This is a genomic window from Tepidimonas ignava (genome assembly GCF_004342625.1).
GTDB classification, from domain to species: domain Bacteria; phylum Pseudomonadota; class Gammaproteobacteria; order Burkholderiales; family Burkholderiaceae_C; genus Tepidimonas; species Tepidimonas ignava.
In genome coordinates this window covers 57,414-79,464 of sequence record NZ_SMAH01000012.1, presented here as the reverse complement: position 1 = coordinate 79,464, position 22,051 = coordinate 57,414, and the positions used below count along the sequence as shown (strand labels likewise).

26 protein-coding genes are annotated in these 22,051 nt (G+C 68.9%); 23 read left to right on the top strand and 3 right to left on the bottom strand.

Annotated features, from left to right (window positions below; genetic code table 11):
* Positions 1 to 11: 11 nt before the first annotated feature.
* The 19 genes from EDC36_RS09970 (at position 12) to EDC36_RS09880 (ending at position 17,313) form a co-directional block, all read left to right on the top strand.
* On the top strand, positions 12 to 743 hold the full coding sequence (locus EDC36_RS09970) for a class I SAM-dependent methyltransferase (RefSeq protein ID WP_132963110.1): 732 nt from the start codon (positions 12 to 14) through the stop codon (positions 741 to 743).
* 19 nt (positions 744 to 762) lie between these two features.
* The gene (locus EDC36_RS09965; RefSeq protein WP_243646553.1) at positions 763 to 1,752 is read left to right on the top strand and encodes a Tim44 domain-containing protein; all 990 of its coding nucleotides are present in this window, start codon (positions 763 to 765) and stop codon (positions 1,750 to 1,752) included.
* Between the two features lie 60 nt (positions 1,753 to 1,812).
* Entirely contained in the window at positions 1,813 to 2,439 is a 627-nt protein-coding gene (locus EDC36_RS09960; RefSeq protein WP_132963109.1) for an SCP2 sterol-binding domain-containing protein, read from the top strand.
* On the top strand, positions 2,436 to 3,989 hold the full coding sequence (ubiB, locus tag EDC36_RS09955; RefSeq protein WP_132963108.1) for a ubiquinone biosynthesis regulatory protein kinase UbiB: 1,554 nt from the start codon (positions 2,436 to 2,438) through the stop codon (positions 3,987 to 3,989). The genes EDC36_RS09960 and ubiB overlap by 4 nt, the downstream gene beginning before the upstream one ends.
* Positions 3,990 to 4,099: 110 nt before the next feature.
* Positions 4,100 to 4,411, top strand: a complete 312-nt coding sequence (locus EDC36_RS09950; RefSeq protein WP_132963107.1) for an FmdB family zinc ribbon protein — start codon at positions 4,100 to 4,102, stop codon at positions 4,409 to 4,411.
* Positions 4,398 to 5,081, top strand: a complete 684-nt coding sequence (locus EDC36_RS09945) for a DUF502 domain-containing protein (protein ID WP_243646552.1) — start codon at positions 4,398 to 4,400, stop codon at positions 5,079 to 5,081. Before EDC36_RS09950 ends, EDC36_RS09945 begins: the two co-directional genes overlap by 14 nt.
* A 28-nt stretch (positions 5,082 to 5,109) precedes the next feature.
* Positions 5,110 to 6,903, top strand: coding sequence for an aspartate--tRNA ligase (gene aspS, locus EDC36_RS09940; RefSeq protein WP_132963106.1), 1,794 nt, complete (start codon positions 5,110 to 5,112; stop codon positions 6,901 to 6,903).
* A gap of 42 nt (positions 6,904 to 6,945) precedes the next feature.
* Positions 6,946 to 7,257, top strand: a complete 312-nt coding sequence (locus EDC36_RS09935; RefSeq protein WP_132963105.1) for an ElaB/YgaM/YqjD family protein — start codon at positions 6,946 to 6,948, stop codon at positions 7,255 to 7,257.
* 32 nt (positions 7,258 to 7,289) lie between these two features.
* Positions 7,290 to 7,694 (top strand): phage holin family protein, encoded by a 405-nt coding sequence (locus EDC36_RS09930; protein WP_132963104.1) that lies wholly within the window; start codon positions 7,290 to 7,292, stop codon positions 7,692 to 7,694.
* The gene (locus EDC36_RS09925; RefSeq protein WP_165902850.1) at positions 7,675 to 8,061 is read left to right on the top strand and encodes a YqjK family protein; all 387 of its coding nucleotides are present in this window, start codon (positions 7,675 to 7,677) and stop codon (positions 8,059 to 8,061) included. Before EDC36_RS09930 ends, EDC36_RS09925 begins: the two co-directional genes overlap by 20 nt.
* A 4-nt stretch (positions 8,062 to 8,065) precedes the next feature.
* Positions 8,066 to 8,923 carry a flagellar motor stator protein MotA gene (gene motA / locus EDC36_RS09920; protein WP_132963102.1) on the top strand — a complete coding sequence of 286 codons (858 nt, stop codon included), beginning with the start codon at positions 8,066 to 8,068 and terminating at the stop codon, positions 8,921 to 8,923.
* Positions 8,924 to 8,964: 41 nt separating this feature from the next.
* Positions 8,965 to 9,924 (top strand): flagellar motor protein MotB, encoded by a 960-nt coding sequence (gene motB / locus EDC36_RS09915; protein WP_132963101.1) that lies wholly within the window; start codon positions 8,965 to 8,967, stop codon positions 9,922 to 9,924.
* Positions 9,925 to 9,953: 29 nt separating this feature from the next.
* Positions 9,954 to 10,340 carry a chemotaxis response regulator CheY gene (gene cheY, locus EDC36_RS09910; protein ID WP_132963100.1) on the top strand — a complete coding sequence of 129 codons (387 nt, stop codon included), beginning with the start codon at positions 9,954 to 9,956 and terminating at the stop codon, positions 10,338 to 10,340.
* Positions 10,341 to 10,361: 21 nt separating this feature from the next.
* Positions 10,362 to 11,021, top strand: a complete 660-nt coding sequence (locus EDC36_RS09905; RefSeq protein WP_132963099.1) for a protein phosphatase CheZ — start codon at positions 10,362 to 10,364, stop codon at positions 11,019 to 11,021.
* 117 nt (positions 11,022 to 11,138) lie between these two features.
* Positions 11,139 to 12,278: an EscU/YscU/HrcU family type III secretion system export apparatus switch protein gene (locus tag EDC36_RS09900; RefSeq protein ID WP_132963098.1), complete on the top strand. Its 1,140-nt coding sequence runs from the start codon at positions 11,139 to 11,141 to the stop codon at positions 12,276 to 12,278.
* 41 nt (positions 12,279 to 12,319) lie between these two features.
* The gene (gene flhA / locus EDC36_RS09895; protein ID WP_132963097.1) at positions 12,320 to 14,413 is read left to right on the top strand and encodes a flagellar biosynthesis protein FlhA; all 2,094 of its coding nucleotides are present in this window, start codon (positions 12,320 to 12,322) and stop codon (positions 14,411 to 14,413) included.
* Positions 14,410 to 15,924: a flagellar biosynthesis GTPase FlhF gene (gene flhF, locus EDC36_RS09890; protein ID WP_132963096.1), complete on the top strand. Its 1,515-nt coding sequence runs from the start codon at positions 14,410 to 14,412 to the stop codon at positions 15,922 to 15,924. Before flhA ends, flhF begins: the two co-directional genes overlap by 4 nt.
* Positions 15,917 to 16,546 (top strand): hypothetical protein, encoded by a 630-nt coding sequence (locus EDC36_RS09885; protein WP_132963095.1) that lies wholly within the window; start codon positions 15,917 to 15,919, stop codon positions 16,544 to 16,546. Before flhF ends, EDC36_RS09885 begins: the two co-directional genes overlap by 8 nt.
* Before the next feature lie 47 nt (positions 16,547 to 16,593).
* Positions 16,594 to 17,313 carry an RNA polymerase sigma factor FliA gene (locus EDC36_RS09880; RefSeq protein WP_132963094.1) on the top strand — a complete coding sequence of 240 codons (720 nt, stop codon included), beginning with the start codon at positions 16,594 to 16,596 and terminating at the stop codon, positions 17,311 to 17,313.
* Between the two features lie 35 nt (positions 17,314 to 17,348).
* On the opposite strand, the gene EDC36_RS09875 is transcribed toward EDC36_RS09880, so the two are convergent.
* From EDC36_RS09875 to flgA, 3 genes are all read right to left on the bottom strand, one after another.
* Positions 17,349 to 17,720 carry a hypothetical protein gene (locus EDC36_RS09875; protein WP_132963093.1) on the bottom strand — a complete coding sequence of 124 codons (372 nt, stop codon included), beginning with the start codon at positions 17,718 to 17,720 and terminating at the stop codon, positions 17,349 to 17,351.
* Between the two features lie 10 nt (positions 17,721 to 17,730).
* A complete protein-coding gene (flgM, locus tag EDC36_RS09870) occupies positions 17,731 to 18,060 on the bottom strand; it encodes a flagellar biosynthesis anti-sigma factor FlgM (protein ID WP_132963092.1) in 330 nt (109 codons plus the stop codon).
* Between the two features lie 89 nt (positions 18,061 to 18,149).
* Positions 18,150 to 18,986 (bottom strand): flagellar basal body P-ring formation chaperone FlgA, encoded by an 837-nt coding sequence (gene flgA, locus EDC36_RS09865; RefSeq protein WP_132963091.1) that lies wholly within the window; start codon positions 18,984 to 18,986, stop codon positions 18,150 to 18,152.
* 176 nt (positions 18,987 to 19,162) lie between these two features.
* Between flgA and flgB the strand changes: the two genes are divergently transcribed.
* The 4 genes from flgB to flgE are packed head-to-tail and all read left to right on the top strand — an operon-like array spanning position 19,163 to position 22,043.
* A complete protein-coding gene (gene flgB / locus EDC36_RS09860; RefSeq protein ID WP_132963090.1) occupies positions 19,163 to 19,606 on the top strand; it encodes a flagellar basal body rod protein FlgB in 444 nt (147 codons plus the stop codon).
* 21 nt (positions 19,607 to 19,627) lie between these two features.
* Positions 19,628 to 20,032, top strand: a complete 405-nt coding sequence (gene flgC, locus EDC36_RS09855) for a flagellar basal body rod protein FlgC (RefSeq protein WP_132963089.1) — start codon at positions 19,628 to 19,630, stop codon at positions 20,030 to 20,032.
* Positions 20,033 to 20,062: 30 nt separating this feature from the next.
* Positions 20,063 to 20,716, top strand: coding sequence for a flagellar hook assembly protein FlgD (locus tag EDC36_RS09850; RefSeq protein ID WP_132963088.1), 654 nt, complete (start codon positions 20,063 to 20,065; stop codon positions 20,714 to 20,716).
* A gap of 31 nt (positions 20,717 to 20,747) precedes the next feature.
* On the top strand, positions 20,748 to 22,043 hold the full coding sequence (gene flgE, locus EDC36_RS09845; RefSeq protein ID WP_132963087.1) for a flagellar hook protein FlgE: 1,296 nt from the start codon (positions 20,748 to 20,750) through the stop codon (positions 22,041 to 22,043).
* Positions 22,044 to 22,051: the final 8 nt, after the last annotated feature.

The following is a 22,051-nucleotide window of genomic DNA, read 5'->3' as shown; positions in this document are numbered from 1 at the left end:
GGAGCCACGTCATGAGCCAAACCCACTTCGGCTTTGAAACCGTGGACGAGCGCGACAAAGCGCGCCGTGTGCGCGCCGTGTTCGACTCGGTGGCGCCGCGCTACGACCTGATGAACGACCTGATGTCGGCCGGCCTGCACCGGTGGTGGAAGGCCTACACCGTGATGGTGGCCAACCCGCAGCCCGGGCAGCGCGTGCTGGACATCGCTGGCGGCACCGGCGACCTCGACCTGGCCATCGCCCCCAACGTGCAGCCCGGCGGCCTGGTGGTGCACACCGACATCAACGAAACCATGTTGCGCGAAGGGCGTGATCGGCTGCTGGACCGTGGCTGGGCGCTGCCCACGGTGGTGTGCGACGCCGAGCGGCTGCCGTTTGTGGACGGCGCGTTCGACCTGGTCACGGTGGCTTTTGGGCTGCGCAACATGACGCACAAGGAACTTGCGCTGCGGGAAATGTATCGAGTGCTTAGGGTCGGCGGCAAGCTGCTGGTGCTCGAGTTTTCCAAGGTCGCGCCCCCGCTGCAAAAAGCCTACGACTGGTACAGCTTTCACGTGCTGCCGCGCCTGGGCCGCTGGGTGGCGGGGGACGAAGCCAGCTACCGTTACCTGGCCGAGTCGATCCGCATGCACCCCGACCAGGAGACGCTGCGCCGCATGATGCACGACGCGGGTTTTGGCCACGTCGACGTGCACAACCTGACGGCGGGTGTGGTGGCGCTGCACGTGGGCATCAAAACGTGACATCGATGGAGCACACGCAATGAACGCGCGCATGGGGACTTGGTTGCTGGTGGCGGCGCTGGCGCTGTCGTCGGGGGAATCGTGGGCCAAACGCCTGGGAGGCGGGGGGTCGGTTGGCAAACAGTCCAGCAACGTGGTGCAGCGTCAGTCGGCCCCCGCGCCGGCGTCGCCCACCCCCGCGCCGGGCACGGCGCAGCCCCAGGGCGCGGCGGCCAGCGCGCCGGCTGCGGGCGCCGCCGGGGCCGCTGCGGCCACCAAGCCGCGCAGCCCCTGGGGCGCGATGCTGGGCGGGTTGGCCGCGGGCTTGGGGCTGGCGTGGCTGGCGTCGGCGCTGGGGCTGGGCGAGGCGTTTGCGCAGGTGCTGCTGGTGGGCCTGCTGGTGGTGGCGGTGCTGGCCGTGGTGGCGCTGCTGCGCCGCCCGCGTGCCGCGGCGCGCCCGGCGTGGGCCACGGCGGGTGCTGCCCCGGGGCAGCCGGCCACGCTGCGCGTCGTGCAGCCGCATCACGTCGGCAACGACGCGGCCGCCCGCCCGTGGGAGCAAAGCCAGTTTGACACCGCCGCGCAGCCGGCCGCGGCGGGCGTGCGCATTGGCGCCGCGCTGGGCGCCGGCGCGGCCACGTGGAGCATTCCGCCCGGGTTTGACGTCGAAGGCTTTGTGCGGGCCTCGAAGGACAACTTCGTGCGCCTGCAGGCGGCCTGGGACCGCGGTGACGTGGCCACGCTGCGTGCGTTGATGACCGACGAGATGCTGGCCGAAATCCAGGCCCAGCTCGCCCAGCGCGAACGCGACGGCGGTGGCCCCAACGTCACCGAAGTGGTGGCGCTGGACGCGCAGTTGCTGGGCATTGAAGACCGCGGCGACGAGTACATGGCCAGCGTCGAGTTCTCGGGCCTGATTCGCGAAAACCCCGCCGAGGGCCCGGCGCCGTTTCGCGAGGTCTGGAACATCACCAAGCCCAAGGACGGGCGTGCCGGCTGGCTGGTGGCCGGGGTGCAGGCGCTGCAGTAACACGCTGGTGGCGACGGCGGCCCGCCCGTCGCGGCCGCGTTCCGGCACAATCCAGGGGGCATGGAACGGCCCTCTTTTTTTTCATCCGGCGCGCTGCGCTGGCGTGTGCCCCTCCCTCCCGCGCCGCCGGCGTGGTTGCAGGCCGAGCTGGCCAACCGGCTGGTGTTGCTGCTCAACCACGTGCTGCAGCAGGAGCCTGAGGCCATGCAGCGGCTGCGCCGGCACAGCGGTCAGCGCATCCACGTCGCGCTGGGGGCGCTGGCGGGGTGGCTGCCGCTGGGGCCCACCGTGCGCTGGCGCGTGACGCCGGCGGGGCTGCTGGCCCTGGACGACCGCGACGACGCGCCTGACCTAACGCTGACGCTGCAAGAGCCTGGCCCCAAGGCGCTGGTCGAGCGCGCGCTGCAGGGGGACAAACCGGCCGTGGCCATCGCGGGTGACGTGCAACTGGCGGCCGAGGTGGCGTGGCTGATCGACCACGTGCGCTGGGACCTGGAGGACGACCTGGCGCGCTTGGTGGGGGATGCGGCGGCGCACACGTTGGTGACGTGGGGGCGCCGGTTGGCGCAGGCGCTGCGCACCCAACTGCTGCCGCGTGCCCGGGCGTTGGCCGAGCGTGCGGCGCCGCGCGGCGGGGCCGATCCGCGCGCGACCACCACCACGCCGGACGGTGGAGCCGCAGCATGAGGCGCTGGTTGCGCGGCTGGTTCATTGTCTGGGTGCTGCTGCGCTACGGCCTGGACGAGCTGGTGCTGTCGCACTTCGAACACCCGGCGCTGGCGTTGCTGCGCCGCGTGCTCACGCTGGGCCGCGATCTGTCCGCGCCGCGTGGCCAGCGGCTGCGCCAGGCGCTGGAGCGGCTGGGGCCCATTTTCGTCAAATTCGGCCAGGTGCTGTCCACGCGGCGCGACCTGTTGCCACCCGACATCGCCGACGAGCTGGCCAAGCTGCAAGACCGCGTGCCGCCGTTTCCGACCGAGGTGGCCATCGCCACCATCGAACGCGCTTTCGGCCAGCCGCTGGCGGCGGTGTTCAGCCACTTCGAGCGCCAGCCGGTGGCCAGCGCCTCGATCGCGCAGGTCCACTTTGCCACGCTGCGCGACGGACGGGAGGTTGCCGTCAAGGTGCTGCGCCCCGGCATGCTGCCGGTGATTGAAAAAGACCTGGCGCTGATGCGCACGATGGCCGGTTGGGTCGAGCGGCTGTCGCGCGACGGCCGCCGGCTCAAGCCGCGCGAGGTCGTGGCCGAGTTCGACAAATACCTGCACGACGAGCTGGACCTGATGCGCGAGGCGGCCAACGCCGCGCAGCTGCGCCGCAACATGGAGGGGCTGGACCTCGTGCTGATCCCCGAAATGTACTGGGACTGGTGCCGCAGCGACGTGCTGGTGATGCAGCGCATGCACGGGGTGCCGATCAGCCAGGTCGAGCGGCTGCGCGCCGCGGGCGTGGACATCAAGCGGCTGGCCCGCGACGGCGTGACGATTTTTTTCACCCAGGTGTTTCGCGACGGCTTTTTCCACGCCGACATGCACCCGGGCAACATCCAGGTGTCGCTCGCGCCCGAGACGTTTGGGCGCTACATCTCGCTGGACTTTGGCATCGTCGGCACGCTGACCGAATACGACAAAGAGTACCTGGCGCAAAACTTCACCGCGTTTTTCCGCCGTGACTACAAGCGCGTGGCCGAGCTGCACATCGAGTCCGGCTGGGTGCCGCCCGAGACCCGCGTGGACGAGCTGGAAGCCGCCGTGCGCGCGGTGTGCGAGCCGTACTTCGACCGGCCGCTGAAGGACATTTCGCTGGGCATGGTGCTGATGCGGCTGTTCCAGACCTCGCGCCGCTTCAACGTCGAAATCCAGCCGCAACTGGTGCTGCTGCAAAAAACGCTGCTCAACATCGAAGGCTTGGGCCGACAGCTCGACCCCGAGCTGGACCTGTGGAGCACGGCCAAGCCGTTTTTGGAGCGCTGGATGGTCGAGCAGGTGGGGCCGCGGCGGCTGTGGCGCGAGCTCAAGGCCGAGGCCCCGCACTACGCCAAGCTGCTGCCGCACCTGCCGCGCCTGGTGCACGCTTACCTGCAGCAGCGCCCAACCGACCTGCGTGCCCAGCTGCAGGAGTTGGTGCGCGAGCAACGCCGCACCCAACGCCTGCTGCTGATGGTGATTTACGTTTTGTTTGGCTTTGTGGCCGGGCTGATGGCGATGCAGTGGTGGCTGCGCGTGCGCTTGTGGTAGCCCCTGGCCGACAGCGCCCTTGAAGCGGTGTGATCAGGCCCCCACCTATAATGGCGGGTTTTGCAAACCGTTGTGCAGCGTTTCCACCTCCACACACTGTAGGGACAGCCATGCCTATTTACGCGTACAAGTGCGAGTCCTGTGGCCACGCCAAGGACGTTTTGCAAAAAGTCAGCGATGCGCCCTTGACCACCTGCCCAGCCTGTGGCGCCGAGGCGTTTCGCAAGCAGCTCACCGCCGCCGGCTTCCAGCTCAAGGGCACCGGGTGGTACGTGACCGATTTCCGCAACAACGGCACCGGCGCGGCCAAAGCCGGTGCGGCCGCGGGCGCGGCTGCGGCCACCGAGTCGTCGGCCAGCGCCAGCGCCGCCGACAGCGGGGCGGCGTCCACCCCGTGCGGAGCGTCTTGTGCCTGCCACTGAGCGCGGTCGCCTGGGAGCGGCGCTGCGCCGCTGGCTGCTGTCCGGCCTGCTGGTGCTGGTGCCCCTGATCGTCACCCTGTGGGTGCTCGATTGGGTGGTGTCCACGCTGGACCAAACGCTCAACATCCTGCCCGAAGCGTGGCAGCCAGAGCGTTGGCTGGGCGTGCGCGTGCCCGGCATGGGGGTCGCGTTTGCGTTGGCCGTCGTGCTGGGCATCGGGGCGCTGGCGTCCAACTACGTCGGCAACCAGCTGGTGGCGTGGTGGCACGCGCTGCTGCAGCGCATCCCGGTGGTGCGCTCGATCTATTCCGGCGTCAAGCAGGTGTCGGACACGCTGTTGTCCGAAAAGGGCAACGCGTTTCGCCAAGCGCTGCTGGTGCAGTGGCCGCGCGAGGGCATGTGGACGATTGCCTTTCTGACCGGCGCGCCCGGCGGCGACGTCGCGCGCCACCTGCCGCCGCAGGACTACCTGAGCGTGTACGTGCCCACCACACCCAACCCGACCGGCGGCTACTTCGTGATGGTGCACCGGCGCGACGTCGTGCCACTGACCATGAGCGTCGATGAGGCGCTGACCTACGTGATTTCGATGGGCGTCATCGTGCCCGGGGGGCGCAAGCCTGGCCTCGGCGTGGACGATGCCCATGCCCCAGGACCCGCCCAGGGTTGAAGCTTCCACCGTTCGAAGGCCCGTTTCCATGCCCATGCGTTCCCACTACTGCGGCGCCGTCACCGAGGCGCTGATCGGCCAGCCCGTCACCCTGTGTGGCTGGGTCAACCGCCGGCGCGACCACGGCGGCGTGATCTTCATCGACCTGCGTGACCGCGAGGGCACGGTGCAGGTGGTGTGCGACCCCGACCGGCCGCAAATGTTCGCCACCGCCGAGCACCTGCGCAACGAATACTGCATCCAGGTGCGCGGCGTGGTGCGCGCGCGCCCCGAGGGCACCGTCAACGACGCCATCCGCAGCGGCAAAGTGGAGGTGTTGTGCCACGAGATCGAAGTGCTCAACCCCTCGGTGACGCCGCCGTTCCAGCTCGACGACGACAACCTGTCCGAAACCACGCGCCTGACGCACCGCGTGCTGGACCTGCGCCGCCCGTACATGCAGCGCAACCTGATGCTGCGCTACCGTGTGGCGATGGAGACGCGCCGCTTCCTGGACGCCCACGGCTTCATCGACATCGAGACACCGATGTTGACGCGCAGCACGCCCGAAGGCGCGCGCGACTACCTGGTGCCCAGCCGCGTGCACGACGGCATGTTTTACGCCCTGCCGCAGTCGCCGCAGCTGTTCAAGCAGTTGCTGATGGTGGCGGGCTTTGACCGCTACTACCAGATCACCAAGTGTTTCCGTGACGAGGACCTGCGTGCCGACCGCCAGCCCGAGTTCACGCAGATCGACATCGAAACCTCGTTCATGACGGAGCAGGAAATCCGCGACCTGTTCCAGGGCATGATCAAGACGGTGTTTGCCAACACCATCGGCGTCGATCTGGGCGAATTTCCGGTCATGACCTACGCCGAGGCGATGGCGCGCTTCGGCTCGGACAAGCCCGACCTGCGTGTCAAGCTCGAATTCACCGAGCTGACCGACGTCATGAAGGACGTCGAGTTCAAGGTCTTCTCGGGGCCGGCCAACATGCCTGGCGGCCGCGTGGTGGCGCTGCGTGTGCCGGGCGGCGCGCAGATGAGCCGCAGCGAAATCGACGCCTACACCGAGTTTGTCAAGATTTACGGTGCCAAGGGCCTGGCCTGGATCAAGGTCAACGACCTGGCGGCCGGCCGCGACGGGCTGCAGTCCCCGATCGTCAAAAACCTGCACGACGCTGCCTTGCAGGCGGTGCTGCAGCGCAGCGGCGCGCGCGACGGCGACCTGCTGTTTTTCGGCGCCGACAAGGCCAAGGTCGTCAACGACGCCATCGGCGCGCTGCGCGTCAAGATCGGCCACAGCGCCTTTGGCAAGGCCAACGGCTTGTTCGAAGACCGCTGGGCGCCGTTGTGGGTGGTGGACTTCCCGATGTTCGAATACGACGAGGAGGAGCGCCGCTGGGTGGCGGTGCACCACCCGTTCACCGCGCCCAAGGACGGCCACGAAGACCTGATGGCCACCGACCCCGGCGCCTGCCTGGCCAAAGCCTACGACATGGTGCTCAACGGCTGGGAGCTGGGCGGCGGCTCGGTGCGTATCCACCGCGCCGATGTGCAGCGCAAGGTGTTTGCGGCGCTCAACATCGGCGAAGACGAAGCGCGCGCCAAGTTTGGTTTTCTGCTGGACGCGCTGCAGTACGGCGCGCCGCCGCACGGCGGCTTGGCGTTCGGGTTGGACCGCTTGGTCACGCTGATGACCGGCGCCGAGTCGATCCGCGATGTCATTGCGTTCCCCAAGACGCAGCGCGCGCAGTGCTTGCTGACGCACGCGCCCAGCCCCGTCGACGAGAAACAGTTGCGCGAACTGCACATCCGGCTGCGCAATCCGCAACCGGCGTGATACAGTGAGCCTAAAACCCACTCAACCGTGAAGGAGGTCGCCATGACGGACAACACCCTGCAACCCAAAGACAAACTCGTTGCCGACTTGAAGGTGGTGGTGGCCGACGCCGAGGAGCTGCTGGCGGCCACCGCCCAAAGCACCGGTGAAAAGGTGGCCGAGCTGCGCGAGCGCTTGCAAGAGAACCTGCGCAACGCGCGTCATCGCCTGGCCGACGCCGAGGCCGCGATTCGGGAGCGCACGCGCGAAGTGGCGCGTGCCACCGACCACTACGTGCACGAGCACCCCTGGAAGGCGATCGGTGTGGCCGCCGGCATCGGCTTGCTGGTGGGCATGCTGATCGGTCGCCGCTGAGGCGGCGTCGTCCGTTGCCGTGACGGCGTACGATGGCGATGCCCGGCGACGACGCGGGCAGCCGTGCTGAGCCGCTGCTGGCGGCCGCACGGGGCTGGCTGCGCGATGCGCTCGAACTGGCGCGCGTGCGCCTGGCGCTGTTGGGCGTCGAGGCCAGCGAACACGCGCTGGCGCTGGGCACGTCGCTGGCGTTGCTGTTGGCCGCCGCGGTGTTGCTGTCGGCGGCCCTGGTCAGCCTGCTGGTGCTGGTGACCGTGCTGCTGTGGGAATCGCAGCGCGTGTTGGCGCTGGCGCTGTCGTGCGGCACGCTGCTGGGTGCGGGCGCTGCGGCAGCCTGGGTGGGGCTGCGGCGCCTGCGCGCGGTGTCGTGGTTCGAGGCCAGCCGTGCCGAGCTGGCGCGCGACGTGGAGCGGTTGCGTGGCGGCCCGCGAGCCTGACGGCGGCGCCAGTGTGCGCCTGGCGCGCCGGCGCGCCGCGCTGGTGCAGCGCTCGGGCGAGTTGCGCGAGCGCCTGGCGTGGCACGCGCAGGGCCTGCAGCCGGCCTTCGAGGCCGCCGACCACCTGCGGCGCGGCTGGCGCTGGTTGCGGGCCCACCCGGGGTGGGTGCTGCTGGGCGCCACGGTGCTGTTGTGGCGCCGGCCGCGCCGGGCGCTGAGCTTGGCGTGGCTGGGTTGGCGGCTGTGGCGCCGGGCGCAGCGCTGGCCCTGGCTCGCCGCCCTGTGGCGTGCCCAGGCAGCGCCCCGGCGGGGTCAACCGGGCGCTGCGGTGGCCGATAATACCCTGGGTAGCTTCAACACAAGGTAGCGACATGTTCGTCATTGTCGGCTGGCTGGTGGCCATCGGCTGCATCTTCGGGGTCTTCATCGTTCACGGCGGCAACATCGGCGTGATCCTGAAGGCGTTGCCGTTCGAGATGATCACGATCTTCGGCGCGGCCATCGGCGCTTTCATCGCCGGCAACCTGATGAAAGTGCTCAAGGGCGTGGGCCGCGGCCTGGGGGCGTGCTTCAAGGGCTCCAAGTACACCAAAGAGCGCTTCATGGACCTGCTGGCGCTGCTGTACGACATCTTGCAAAAAGCGCGCAAAGAGGGGCTGATGGCCATCGAAGGTGACGTCGAAAACCCCGATGCCTCGCCGCTGTTCCAAAAGTACCCGTCGATCGCCAGCGACCACCACACGGTCGAGTTCATCACCGACTACCTGCGCCTGATGGTGTCGGGCAACCTCAACGCGCACGAGATCGAGTCGATCATGGACGCCGAGCTCGAAACCCACCACGCCGAGGAGCATGCTGCGGTGGCGGCGCTGCAGCGTCTGGCCGGCGCCTTGCCGGCCTTTGGTATCGTGGCGGCGGTGCTGGGCGTGGTCAACACGATGGGCTCGGTCGGGCAACCGCCGGCGGTGCTGGGCGGCATGATCGGCTCGGCGCTGGTGGGCACCTTCCTGGGCATTTTGCTGGCCTACGGTTTCGCCGAGCCGCTGGCCAGCCTGCTCGAGCAAAAGGTCGAAGAAGCCAGCAAGGAGTTTCAGTGCATCAAGACCACGCTGCTGGCCAGCATGCAAGGTTATGCGCCGATGACGGCCGTCGAATTCGGCCGCAAGGTGCTCTTTTCGACCGAGCGCCCGACCTTCAGCGAGCTGGAGCAACACGTCAAGAAGAAGTGATGCTGCGCCCCGTCGTCCTCTAAGACCGCATCCTCACCGCCATGGCCGCGTCCGGCAAGCCGTTGCAACCGATCATCATCAAGCGCGTCAAAAAAGGCGGGCATGGTGCGCACGGCGGTGCGTGGAAGATCGCCTACGCCGACTTTGTGACGGCGATGATGGCGTTCTTTCTGTTGATGTGGCTGCTGGGTTCGACCACCGAGGGCGACCGCAAAGGCATCGCGGACTACTTCAACCAGCCGCTCAAGGTGATGCTGTTCGGTGGCCCCGGCTCCGGCGGCGCCACCAGCATCCTGCAAGGCGGCGGCGAGGACCTGACCAAGAGCGTGGGCGAAGTGGCCAGCGGTGACGTGGAAGAAAAGGTGCGCGAGCTGGGCGCGCAACTGGCCCGCGCCGAGGCCATCCGCCTGGACAAGCAGCGCATCGCCACGCTGCGCGACAAGCTCGAAAACATCATCAACGTCAACCCCAAGCTGGCCGAGTTCAAAAACCAGATCCGCATGGAAATGGTGCAAGACGGCCTGAACATCCAGATCGTCGACGAACAGAACCGCCCGATGTTCGACACCGGCAGCGCCTTGCTCAAGCCGTACACGCGCGACATCCTGCGCGCCATCGCGCAGGCGCTGGCCGAGGTGGACAACCGCATTTCGCTGACCGGCCACACCGACGCCACCCCGTACGGCAGCGGCGAGCGCGCCTACAGCAACTGGGAGCTGTCGGCCGACCGCGCCAACGCCACGCGGCGCGAGCTCGTCGCCGCCGGCCTGCCGGAGGGCAAGCTGGCGCGCGTGGTGGGCATGGCCGACAAGCAGCTGCTGTTTCCCGACAACCCCTACGACCCGCGCAACCGCCGCATCAGCATCCTGGTGCTGACGCGCGAAGCCGAGGAGCGCATGACCAAGTCGCTCGAAGCGGCCGACACCGTGTCCGACCCGCAGCAGGCGCCGCAGGCCATCGAGGGGGCGGCGGCGGGCGGCAAACCGGCTGCGGCACGCTAAACTAGGCGCCCATCCGGACGGAGTCTTCCATGCCTCAAGTGCGCTTTTTGATCGTCGACGACTTCTCCACGATGCGGCGCATCGTGCGCAATTTGCTCAAGGAGCTTGGCCACACCGACGCCGACGAGGCCGAGGACGGCTCGGTGGCCTTGCACAAGTTGCGCAACGGCAAGTTCGACATGGTGATCACCGACATCAACATGCCGAACATGAACGGCTTTGAGCTGTTGACCAGCATCAAGTCCGACGACAAGCTCAAACACATCCCGGTGTTGATGGTAACCGCCGAGGCACGCAAGGAAGACATCATCGCCGCGGCCCAGGGGGGCGCGGCGGGCTACATCGTCAAGCCGTTCACCAAGGCGACGTTGGAAGAAAAGCTCACCAACATCTTCCGCAAAATGGGCTGGGCCTGACGCGGCCGGGGAGGGCGGACCATGACCGAGCACGAGCAAACCGCAGGCGCCACCCCGCCGGCGGCCGACGGCAAAGGCGACATCTACCAGCGCTTGGGCGAAATCACCCGCCAGCTGCACGAGGCGCTCAAAGAGCTCGGCTACATGCCCGCGCTCAAAGATGCCGTGGGCGAGCTGCCCGACGCGCGCAGCCGCCTGGAGTACATCGCACGCCTGACCGGCGAGGCTGCCGAGAAGGTGCTCAACCGCGTCGACGAGGCCAAGGCCGAGCAGCAGACCGTCATCGAAGCCAGCCGCCAGTTGGTCGACACCATCGGCAACGTGCCCGGCCTCAAATGGGCCATGCCCGAGTTGCTGGAGTGGTCGCACACAATCCAAGCGGCGGCCGAGCGCACCGACCAGCACCTGACCGAGATCATGCTGGCGCAGGATTTCCACGACCTGACCGGCCAGGTGATCAAAAAGGTCGTGGCGTTGGCCGGCACGCTGGAGCAGCAGCTGGTGCAGTTGTTGGTGGAAACGGCCGCCCATGCAGGCGAGGGGGCCGGTGCGACCGCCCCGGCGCCCGAGGCGTCGGCGCGGCGCGAGCTCAGCGGCCCGGTGGTCAACCCCGAAGGTCGCAGCGACGTGGTGACCAGCCAGCAGCAGGTGGACGACCTGTTGGCCAGTCTGGGGTTCTGACCAGCCACCCGGCGCGCGGGTCATCGGTGGCAAAAGGCCGGCAAACCCGGCCTTTTGTCGCTTTAGAAGCGGCGGGCGCCGGCCCACAATGCGGACAAGCCGCCCGGTTTGTCCGCCATGGAATCGACCCAAGACAAAAGCCAACCCGCCACGCCACGGCGCTTGCAAAAAGCGCGTGAGCAAGGTCAGGTGCCACGCGCGCGCGACCTGACCCACCTGGTGGTGTTGGGTGGCGGCCTGGGCCTGGTGTGGGTGACCTTGCCGTGGGGCTACGAGCGTGCCCGCGCGGCGCTGCGCGCCGGCCTGCGCTTCGACGCCGCCACGGTGCGCGAGCCGCAGCGCATGTTGCAGCACTTGGCCGACGGCGCCCAGTTGGCGCTGGGTTACGTGCTGCCGTTGGGGCTGGCGCTGATCGCGCTGGTGGTGCTGGCGCTGGTGGCGGCGCGCTCGGTGGCGTTCAGCACGCATCCGCTGGCGCTGGATTGGTCCAAGCTAGGTCTCATCAGTGGGCTCAAGCGGCTGTTTTCGCGCCAGCAGTTGTTCGAGGTGCTCAAGCTGCTGGTCATCACCGCGTGCCTGGCCGCCATCGGGGCCTGGTACGTCGGCACCCATGTGGAAGCGTTTGCCAGCCTGTTGCTGCGCCCGCTGGACGCGGCCTTGGCGCAGGCCGGGCAATGGGTCATGCTCGGGGTGAGCGCGCTGCTGGCGGTGGTGCTGCTGGTGGCGGCGGTGGACGTGCCGCTGCAGCAGTACCTGTACCGCCACAACCTGCGCATGTCGCTGCAGGAAGTCAAGGACGAGTTCAAAGAAACCGAGGGCAACCCGCAGATCAAGAGCAAGCGCCGTCAGCGCGCGCGCGAGATCGCCCACAGCCGCAGCGTGCAGCGCGTGCCGGCCGCCGACGTCGTCGTGATGAACCCCACGCACTACGCGGTGGCGCTGCGCTACGACGAAGCGACGATGAGCGCGCCGCACGTCATCGCCAAGGGGGCGGATTTGCTGGCGCTGCGCATCCGCGACATGGCGCGTGAGCACCGTGTGCCGGTGCTGCAAGCGCCGATGCTGGCACGCGCGCTGTACGCCCACACCGAGCTGGACGAACCGGTGCCCGCCGCCCTGTTTGCCGCGGTGGCGCAGGTGCTGGCCTACGTGTACCGCCTGCGCGCCGCGCTGCGGGGGCAGGGGCCCATGCCCAAGCCGCCGCGCCCCGAGGTGCCGCCCGAACTGGATCCGCTGCACGGCCGCGGTCCGCGCTGACCGGGTGTCCCTGACCACGCCGATCGAACCCACGACGAACCATGAACGCTGCCCTGCAATCGCTGCAACAGACGCTGGCGCCGCTGCGCGGCCACGGCCAGGCGCTGGCCGCCCCGCTGTTGGTGATGTTGGTGCTGGCCATGCTGGTGCTGCCGCTGCCGCCGTGGCTGTTGGACACCTTTTTCACGCTCAACATCGGCATCGCGCTGACCGTGATGATGGTGGCGGCGTACATGAAGCGTGCGCTGGACTTCACGGCCTTTCCGACGGTGTTGCTGTTGACGACGCTGCTGCGCCTGTCGCTCAACGTGGCCTCCACCCGCGTGGTGTTGATGGACGGCCACACCGGCCCGGGGGCGGCGGGCGCGGTCATCGAGGCGTTTGGCACTTTTTTGATCGGCGGCAACTTCGCGGTCGGCCTGATCGTCTTTTTGATTCTGGTGGTGATCAACTTCGTCGTCATCACCAAGGGCGCCGAGCGCATCGCCGAGGTGGGCGCGCGCTTCACGCTGGATGCGATGCCCGGCAAGCAAATGGCCATCGACGCCGACCTCAACGCCGGGCTGATCGACCAGGCCGAGGCCAAGCGGCGCCGCGCCGAGGTGGCGGTGGAGGCGGACTTTTTCGGCAACATGGACGGCGCGTCCAAGTTTGTGCGCGGCGACGCCATCGCGGGCATCCTGATCCTGCTGATCAACATGATCGGCGGCTTTGCCATAGGCATGCTGCAGCATGGCCTGAGCCTGGAGCAGGCCGCGCACAGCTACATCACGCTGTCGGTTGGCGACGCGCTGGTGGCGCAGGTGCCGGCGCTGCTGATCTCGGTGGCGGCGGCGATGGTGGTGTCGCGCGTCGGCAAGGACCAGGACCTGGGCCAGCAAATCGTCAGCCAGATGCTGGACTCGCCCAAGGTGTTGGCGGTGACCGCCGGGGTGCTGGCGCTGCTGGGGGTCATCCCGGGCATGCCCAACGGCGTGTTCCTGCTGTTTGCCGCCGCGGCCGGGGGCTCGGCGTGGTGGTTGGTGCAGCAGCGCCGCCGTGCCGAAGCGAACCGTGCGCGTGCGGCGCAGCAGGCCACCCCTGCCGCGCAAGAGGCGGAGGCGACCTGGGACGACCTGCAGCCGGTCGACCTGCTCGGGCTGGAGCTGGGCTACCGGCTCATCACGCTGGTGGATCGCAGCCGCCGTGGCGACCTGCTGACGCGCATCAAGGGCGTGCGCAAAAAGTTCGCGCAGGACGTCGGCTTTTTGCCGCCGCCGGTGCACGTGCGCGACAACCTGGAGCTCAAACCCACCGGCTACCGCATCACGCTGCGGGGCGTGGTGGTGGGCGAGGGCGAGGTGCTGCCGGGGCACTACCTGGCCATCAACCCAGGCCACATCCGCACGCCGCTGCTGGGGCAGCCCACCACCGACCCCGCGTTCGGCCTGCCGGCCACGTGGATCGAAGAAGGGCACAAAGAAAGCGCGCAAATGGCCGGCTACACCGTGGTTGATGCCGAGACCGTGCTGGCCACCCACCTGTCACACTTGATGCAGGTGCACGCGGCGCGGTTGCTGTCGCGCACCGAGGTGCAGGACCTGGTGGAGCACGTGCGCAAGCTGGCGCCGAAGCTGATTGACGAAGTCATCCCGACCATGGTGCCCATTGGCGTGTTCCACAAGGTGCTGCAGTTGCTGCTGGAGGAAGGCGTGCACATCCGCGACATCCGCACCATCGTCGAGACGCTGGCCGAGCACGCCGGCGCCACGCAAGACCCGCAGGAGCTGGCGCGGCGCGTGCGCGTGGCGCTTTCGCCCGCCATCGTGCAGCAGATTTACGGTCCGGTGCAAGAGCTCGAGGTCATCGCCATCGAGCCGCAGCTGGAGCGCATCCTGGTGCAGGCGCTCACGCCCGGTGGCAACGGCGTGCTGGACCCCGGCGTGGCCGACATGCTGACGCAGTCGGCCGCCCGCGTGGCCACCCAGCAGGAAGAAAAAGGCGTGCCGGCGGTGCTGCTCGTGCCTGACGCCATCCGCCAGGCCATGGCCCGCCTGCTGCGCCGCGCCGCGCCACGCCTGCAGGTGCTGGCGCACAGCGAAATCCCTGACACCCACACCATCCGCATCGGCCCGATGCTGGGAGAACCCGCATGAACGCGCAACGCTTCGTCGCCGCCAACTCGCGCGAGGCCATGGCCCTGGCCCGCGCCCACTTCGGGGAACAGGCCGTGATCCTGTCCAGCCGCTCCACCCCTGAGGGGTTCGAGGTCGTGGCCACGTCGGAAGATCAACTGTCGGCCATCGCCGCGCAGGTGGCGGCGCCGTCGCTGCAACCCGCCACGGCGCTGCCCGAGCAGCGTCACGCCCGCGCGGCACGCGCGCCGTTGCAGCAGCGTGCGGCCGCCCAGCTTCCGCCGGTCAGCCCCGACAGCAGCGTGGCGCAGGACACCGAGACGCTGGCCATGAGCACGCTGTCGTTCCAGGAGTACGTGCGCGAGCGCATGCTGCGCAAGCGCCGCGAGGCGATGGAAGGCAAGCTGGCGGCGCCGGCGGCCACGCCTGCCGCACGGCCGAGCGCACCCGAAGCCACGCCGGTGCGAGCAACCAGGGCCGACGCCGCCGTGACGCTGGCCTTTGGGGCGACGGCCGCTGGGCCGGCGCCGGCGGCGCCAGCGCCGGCCGCTGCGGCCAAGCCCGCCACCCCTGGTGGGGCGGCGGCGCAGTTGACCGCGCAGCTCGAAGCGCTCAAGCAACTGGTCGATGAGCGCTTCCAGACGCTGGCTTGGCTTGGGCAGTCGCGCCTGCATCCCATCCAGTCCAGCCTGATGCACAAGTTTGTCCGCGCGGGCTACTCGCCGACGGTGGCGCGCGCGGTGCTGCAGCGCCTGCCCGAGCAGTTGGACGCGGCGGCGGCGTGGCGCTGGACGCTGGACGTGCTGGCGCACAACCTGCGCGTGGCCAGCGAGCCAGGCTTGTTGTGCGACGAAGGCGGCGTGTTCGCGCTGCTGGGGCCCACCGGCGTGGGCAAGACCACCACCGTGGCCAAGCTCGCCGCGCAGTGCGTTAAGGCTTACGGCGCGGGCAGCGTCGGGCTGATCACGCTGGACACGGTGCGCGTGGCGGGGTTCGAACAACTGCGTGCCTACGGCCGCATGCTGGGCGTGGTGGCGCACCAGGCGCACGACCAGGCCGCGTTGCAGGACCTGCTGCAATTGCTGGCCGGCAAGCGCATGGTCATCATCGACACGCCGGGCCTGGGCCAGCGCGACGCGCGGCTGCACGACATGCTGGCGCTGCTGCAGGCGCCGGCGATCAAAAAATTGCTGGTGCTCAACGCCGGCAGCCACGGCGATACGTTGGACGAGGTGATCCAGACGTACAAGCCGCTGGGCTTGCACGGCACCATCCTGACCAAGGTGGACGAAGCGGTCAAGCTCGCTCCCGCGGTGGACGCGCTGCTGCGTCACCAACTGACGCTGCGCGGCTTGAGCACCGGCCAGCGCGTGCCGGAGGATTGGCAGCGGCCGGATGCGGCGGCGCTGGTGCGCCTGTCGATGGCGGGCAGCGGCAAGTCGGCCTTCGAGCCCAGCCGTGAGGAATTGCCGTTTTTCTTTGCCGACGTCGGCCAAGGCGGCTGGCAGCCGCAGGGGGTGGGCCATGCTTGACCCGCGCCCCTGGGCCCCCGAGCAGGCCGCTGGGCTGGCCGCGTGGGCCGTGCAGCCGCCCCTGCGCATCGTGGCGGTGGCGCTTCCCCAGCCGCAGGCGCAGGATGACCCGGGCGCTGCGTTGCTGGTGCAGCACCTGCGTGCGGGCTGCGCGGTGCTGGGCCTGCAGTGCGCCGACGTCGTTGGCGCGCCCAGCGTGTGGGACGACGTGCCCGCGGGTGATGTGTGGCTGTGGTGCGCGCCCACCGACTTGCTGCTGCGCTGGTGGCCCCTGGACGAAGGCCACCCCCTGGTGCCGCTGCTGGCGCAACCCAGCGCCATTGTGGCGGCGTACCGCGCGGTCAAGCAACTGCACGCCGCGCAGCTGCAGCCGGTGGTGGTGGCCGTGGCCGCCCGGGTCGGCGAAGAAGCGCCGCTGCACGCCGCGTGCCAGGCGCTGCAGCGCACCTGCGAGCGGCACCTGGGCTGGGTGCCTGGGGTGTGGGTGCTCGGGTATCATGACGGCAGCGCCCCGCTGCAGGGGCTGCCGGGCAACCTGGACGTGGTGACGCGCGCGCTGGAAGCCGCCTGGACCTTGGACATGCGGCGCTCGCCGCAGGGGGAGGCCAAGCGCCCATGTTGACCGCTGCAGCACCGGCCCGCGGCGTGCGCCCGACCCCGGAGCTATGCATGTACACGCCCAAGGGCACGTTGGATCGCGACGCGCAACTGCGCCAGTACGCACCGCTGGTGCACCGGCTGGCGCACCTGATGATCGCCCGCTTGCCCGCCAGCGTCGAGCTGGACGACCTGATCCAGGTCGGCATGATGGGCCTGGCCGAGGCGCTGACGCGCTACGAGCCGTCGATGGGGGTGCAGTTCGAGACGTTCGCCAGCCAGCGCATCCGCGGCGCGATGCTGGACGAGCTGCGCGACGCCGACTGGATGTCGCGTGGCGCACGCAAGCTTCAAAAAGACATCGAAGGGGCCATCCACCGGTTGGAGCAGCGCCTGGGCCGCGCTCCCCGGGAGTCGGAAATCGCCGCGGAGTTGGGCATGAGCCTGGCGCAGTACCACGAAACGCTGGCGCGCATGCGCGGCACCCAACTCGTGTACCTCGAAGACCTGGGCGGCCGCGGCGAGGACGACGACAGCTTTCTCGACCGCTACCTGCCCGCCGACGGCGACGCCGATCCCGAACGGGTGCTGGCCGACCAACGCATGCGCGCCGCGCTGGTCGACGCGATCCACAAGCTGCCCGAGCGCGAGCAGCAGGTGATGAGCATGTACTACGAGCACGACATGAACCTGAAAGAGATCGCGGCCGTGCTCGGGGTGACGGAGTCGCGCGTGAGCCAGTTGCACTCGCAAGCGGTGGCGCGTCTGCGCGCGCGGCTGCGCGAGCATTGACGGCCCGCCGCCCTGGGGGAGGCGGGCAGCTTGCGTCAGGCGTAGGGGGGGCGACGGCCCGGCCGCGCGCTGCGCCCGAGCCGCGCGTACTCTTGCAGCGTGTCGTTGGGCAGCAGGCTGGCCAGCGCCGCGCGCGCCTGGGCCTGCAGCCGGGCTTGCAACTCGTGCAGGGTTTGCAGCCGTTGCCGCAACGCCTCCCACTGGGCGGGGGGGGCATCCGCCGCGCTTTGCCGCAGCTGTGGCTGCGCCGCCGCAAACGCCTGCGCCAAATCCGCGCACGCCCGGGCAAAGCCGTCGGCGTCCAGCTCGCCCGCCGCATGGCGCAACGCCGCCTGCACGGTGGCCTCGGCGGCGTCGATCAGGGGCTGCAACGGATCGTCGTGCGCGGGCAGGGCAGCGTCGGCCATGGGTCAGGTGTCAGCCGCGCGAGCGCGGCCCGGCGCCGGCCACCCCGAGCAGCTCGCGTGCGCTGCTGAGCAACCGGTCGGCGATGGCTTCGGCGTTGATCGAGAAGCTGCCATTTTGGATCGCGGTGCGCATGGCCTCGACCTTGGCTGCGTCGAACACGTCGGTGCCCGAGCGCGCCACCCCCGCCGTCATCACCTGCGTCACCGGCGACCATGTGACCGTGCTGGCCTCGGCCGCAGCCGCCGGCGCAGACGCGCCCGACCCTGCGCCCGCTTCGGGGCGCTTGGGTGTGGCGACTGGCGTACCAAACTTGGCGTCAGGCGACTGTTGGATCTTCATGGCGACTCTCCGGCGGCCCGATACCAGGCCTTGTTGAGAGCCATATCGGCGGGATGAGCCTGAACTTTAGCGTTTTTTGCGCGACCGTGCTACAGCGCCACATCCACCGTGGTGGCGTCGACCACGGTGCCCAGCACCACCCGTTTGCTGGGCAGGCGCACGCGCACCGACTCGCCCACGTGGCCGTCGCCCAGCGCCTCGCCTGTGGCCACGATGGTAAAGCCTTCGCCCTGCACCCGCAGCCGAACCTGGGCGCCGCTGGCAAACACCTGCGGCGCGCGCACGCTGCCGGCGTACAGCACCTGGCCGGCGGCCAGACCGCGCACCAGTTGCTGGCCCACCCAATCCTGCTGGCGCACCAGCACCGGCTGGCGCTGCAGGGTCCAGTCCACCTCGGCGGCTTCGGCGTGGTGGGGTTGAAGCGTTTCGCCACCGGCCAGCGGCTGGCGCAGCACCCAGCCTGGCCCCCACACCCGCACGTAAATGGGCAAAAAGACGTTCCACGCCACCGGCCCCTGCGTGCAGCGCAGGCCGATGCGCGCGCGGCCCCACAGCCGGGTGCCGCTGGGCAGGTAGGGTTCGACCCGCTGGCAGGGCGCCAAGCGCAGCCGGCTGTCCAGGCTGCCCACTTCGACGTCCACGCGCAGCGGCGATGGCTGCTGCGCCCCTTGCACTTGGGTCTGTGCCTGCTGGCGCAGCCAGAGCGACATTTGCTCGCGCCACGCGTCCGAGCCGACGGCGGCCGAAGGCTCGGTCGAGGAGGCGGGTTGGGCATGGGCGGCCGCCACCAGCCCCGTGGCGACCAGCCCCGCAGCGAGCCACGCCAGCACGCCGCGGCCCGCCACGCCCAGGCGCGCCACCGCCGCCTGCGGGGCGGGCCGCAGCGCCGTGCGGTGGGATGGGCGGTGTGCGGCCGTGGGGAGCATGCCCGCCACTGTAGATCCGCCCGCCGTGCTGCCAAAGCCCGAAATGCACCGGTGCGTGGCCGCTTATCGGCGCTTTGTCGGCCCTCAAGTTTTTGACAATGCCATCCAACGCGTTGCCACCTGTGGGCAGCGCCCCCCGGGCCGCGGGGCCCGCTTGATGCCCAACGGAGGCTGCCATGTTGAACCGCATGACCGAGCGCATGGACTTTCTGGGTCAGGCGCTGCAGCTGCGCGCCTGGCGCCAGCAGGTCATCGCCAGCAACATCGCCAACGCCGAGACGCCCGGCTACATCGCGCGGGAGGTGGATTTTCGGGCCGCGCTGCAACAGGCCCAGCGCGGCGCATCGGTCACCCCCACGTTGCAGGCCGGCAGCGCGCCGAACGTGCCGCTGGCGGGCGACGACGCGCGCCACCTGCGCACCGTGCACAGCGCCGCGGGCGTGGTGGACCGCACGCGCGTGGCGTACCAGGTGCGCACGCAGCCGTCGCTGGACCAAAACACCGTCGATATGGACCAGCAGCGCGCCAACTTCGTGGACAACGCCGTGCAGTACGAATCGACGCTGCGTTTTATCAACGGCCACGTCAAGACGATGCTGGCCGCCATCCAGGGGCAGTGACGCCGCTGCAGGAGAGCCGCCATGTCGATGTTGCGCATTTTCGATGTCTCGGGCAGCGCGATGGCCGCGCACGCCCAACGCCTCAACACCGTGGCGTCGAACCTGGCCAACGCCGACGCCGTGGCCGGCCCCGATGGGCAGGCGTACAAGGCACGCCAGGTGGTGTTCGAGACGGTGCCGATGGGCGAGCCGGCCTCGGCGGGCGTCAAGGTGCGCACCGTGGTGGAAAGCGACGCGCCCAACCGCCGCGTGTACAACCCGCACCACCCCAGCGCCGACGCGCAGGGCTACGTGACCTACTCCAACGTCAACCCGGTGGAGGAGATGGTCAACATGATCGCCACCGCGCGCTCGTACCAAAACAACGTCGAGGTGATGAACACCGCCAAGACGCTGCTGCTGAAAACCCTGCAAATGGGCCAGTGAGCCTTGGCGACCACGTAAGGAGCCGCTGCCATGTTCATGACCCCGCTGAGCAACACCGAGATCGAGGCCTACAACGCCAAGGGCGGCGCCCAGGCCGAATCGACCGATCCAAAGGCCGCGCAGGAGCGCTTCCTGAAGCTCTTTGTGGCGCAGCTCAACAACCAGGACCCGCTCAACCCGCTGGACAACGCGCAGATGACCACCCAGATGGCGCAAATCAACCAGGTGGTGGGGCTGCAGCAGGTCAACGAAACGCTCAAGAGCCTGGCCAGCCAGTTCAACATGGTCAGCTCCATCCAGGGCGCGCAGCTGGTGGGGCGCGACGTGGTGAGCGACGGCAACGGTGTTGTGATCGACGACGGTGTGGCGCGCGGCGCGTTCAACCTGCCCGCGGCGGCCGACACGGTCACGGTTGAGTTGCTCGACGCCGCCGGCACGGTGGTGGGCACGACCGCGCTGGGCGCGCGCGGCGCCGGGCTGCAAACGTTTGAGTGGCCGCTGGGCAGCGTTGACCCCGCGCGGGTGGCCACCATCCGCGTGACCGCCAGCGCCAACGGACAGGCGGTCAACGCCACCCCGCTGGCGCTGCACCGCGTGCAGTCGGTGGGCCTGGTCGACGGCAGCCTGCGCCTGCGCACCGACGGCGGCACCCTGGCCTACGACCAGGTGCTGGCCTTTTTGTGAACCCCTTTGCTTGAACCCCTAGGAGCGCACCATGAGCTTCGGAACCGGACTCTCGGGCCTGAACGCCGCCAGCAAAAACCTGGACGTGATCGGCCACAACATCGCCAACGCCAACACCACTGGCTTCAAAATGCAGCGCGCCGAATTTGCGGAAATGTACGCGATGGCGCTGGGAGCGGCGGGTGGCAGCAACGGGGGCATCGGCGTCAGTGTGGCCACGGTGGCGCAGTTGTTCACGCAAGGCAACATCAAAATCACCGGCAACAACCTGGACCTGGCCATCAACGGCGAAGGGATGTTCAAGGTCCGCATGACCGACGGGTCGGTGGCCTACACCCGCAACGGCGAGTTCAAGCTCGACAAAGACGGCTTTATCGTCACCAACAACGGGGCTCGGTTGCAGGGTTACCTGCCGCCCGCGCCCGGCGCGCCAATCCCCGTGGGCGCCACGGCCGATCTGGTGTTGCCCACCGGGGCGGCGATCGCACCACGGGCCACCGGCAGCTCGACGGTGAACCCGGGGATTTCGATCACCGCCAACCTGCCGGCTGAGGCGGATGCGATTCCCGGCGCCCCTTCAACTCCGCTGACGGTTGACGAAAAGAAATACGGTACGGCGGTCAATATCTACGACGAACAAGGCAATGCCATTCCGTTGCAGATTTATTTTATCAAAACGGCCGCCAACCAATGGCGTGTCGTCGGGCGCACCGAAGGTGCTAACCCGCAGCAATTCGATTTGGATGGTGGAACTGCTTTGCAGTTTGATGCGGCTGGTCAAATTGTTGGTACGCCTACGCTTGCCATCCCAGCCAACGCGATCAACGCTGACGACTATGCGCCCGGGGTTCCTTCGGCCAATTTCCCGGCAGCGGCGGTTCCCATCAACATCGGTACGACGGGCGCTTGGACACTCTCGCAATGGGGCAGCCCGTTTGCGGTGTACGACATCAAGCAAGATGGCTACGCGCCGGGCGAGCTGTCGTCCATCGTCATCAGCGAGCAAGGCATCATCACCGCCCGCTACTCCAACGGTGTGTCGCAAGACGCCGGCCAGGTGACGCTGGTGCGTTTTCGCAACCTGCAAGGGCTGGAGCCGGTCAACGGCGGCTACTGGCGTGAAACGTTCACGTCGGGGCAGCCGATCGAGGGGCAGCCGCTCAGTGGGCGCTTTGGCTCGGTGCGCCAAAACGCCCTGGAGGAATCCAACGTCGACCTGACGCAGGAGCTGGTCAACATGATCGTGGCGCAGCGCCACTACCAGGCCAACGCGCAGACGATCAAGACGCAGGACCAGGTGCAGCAAACGCTGGTCAACCTGCGCTGACGGCCACA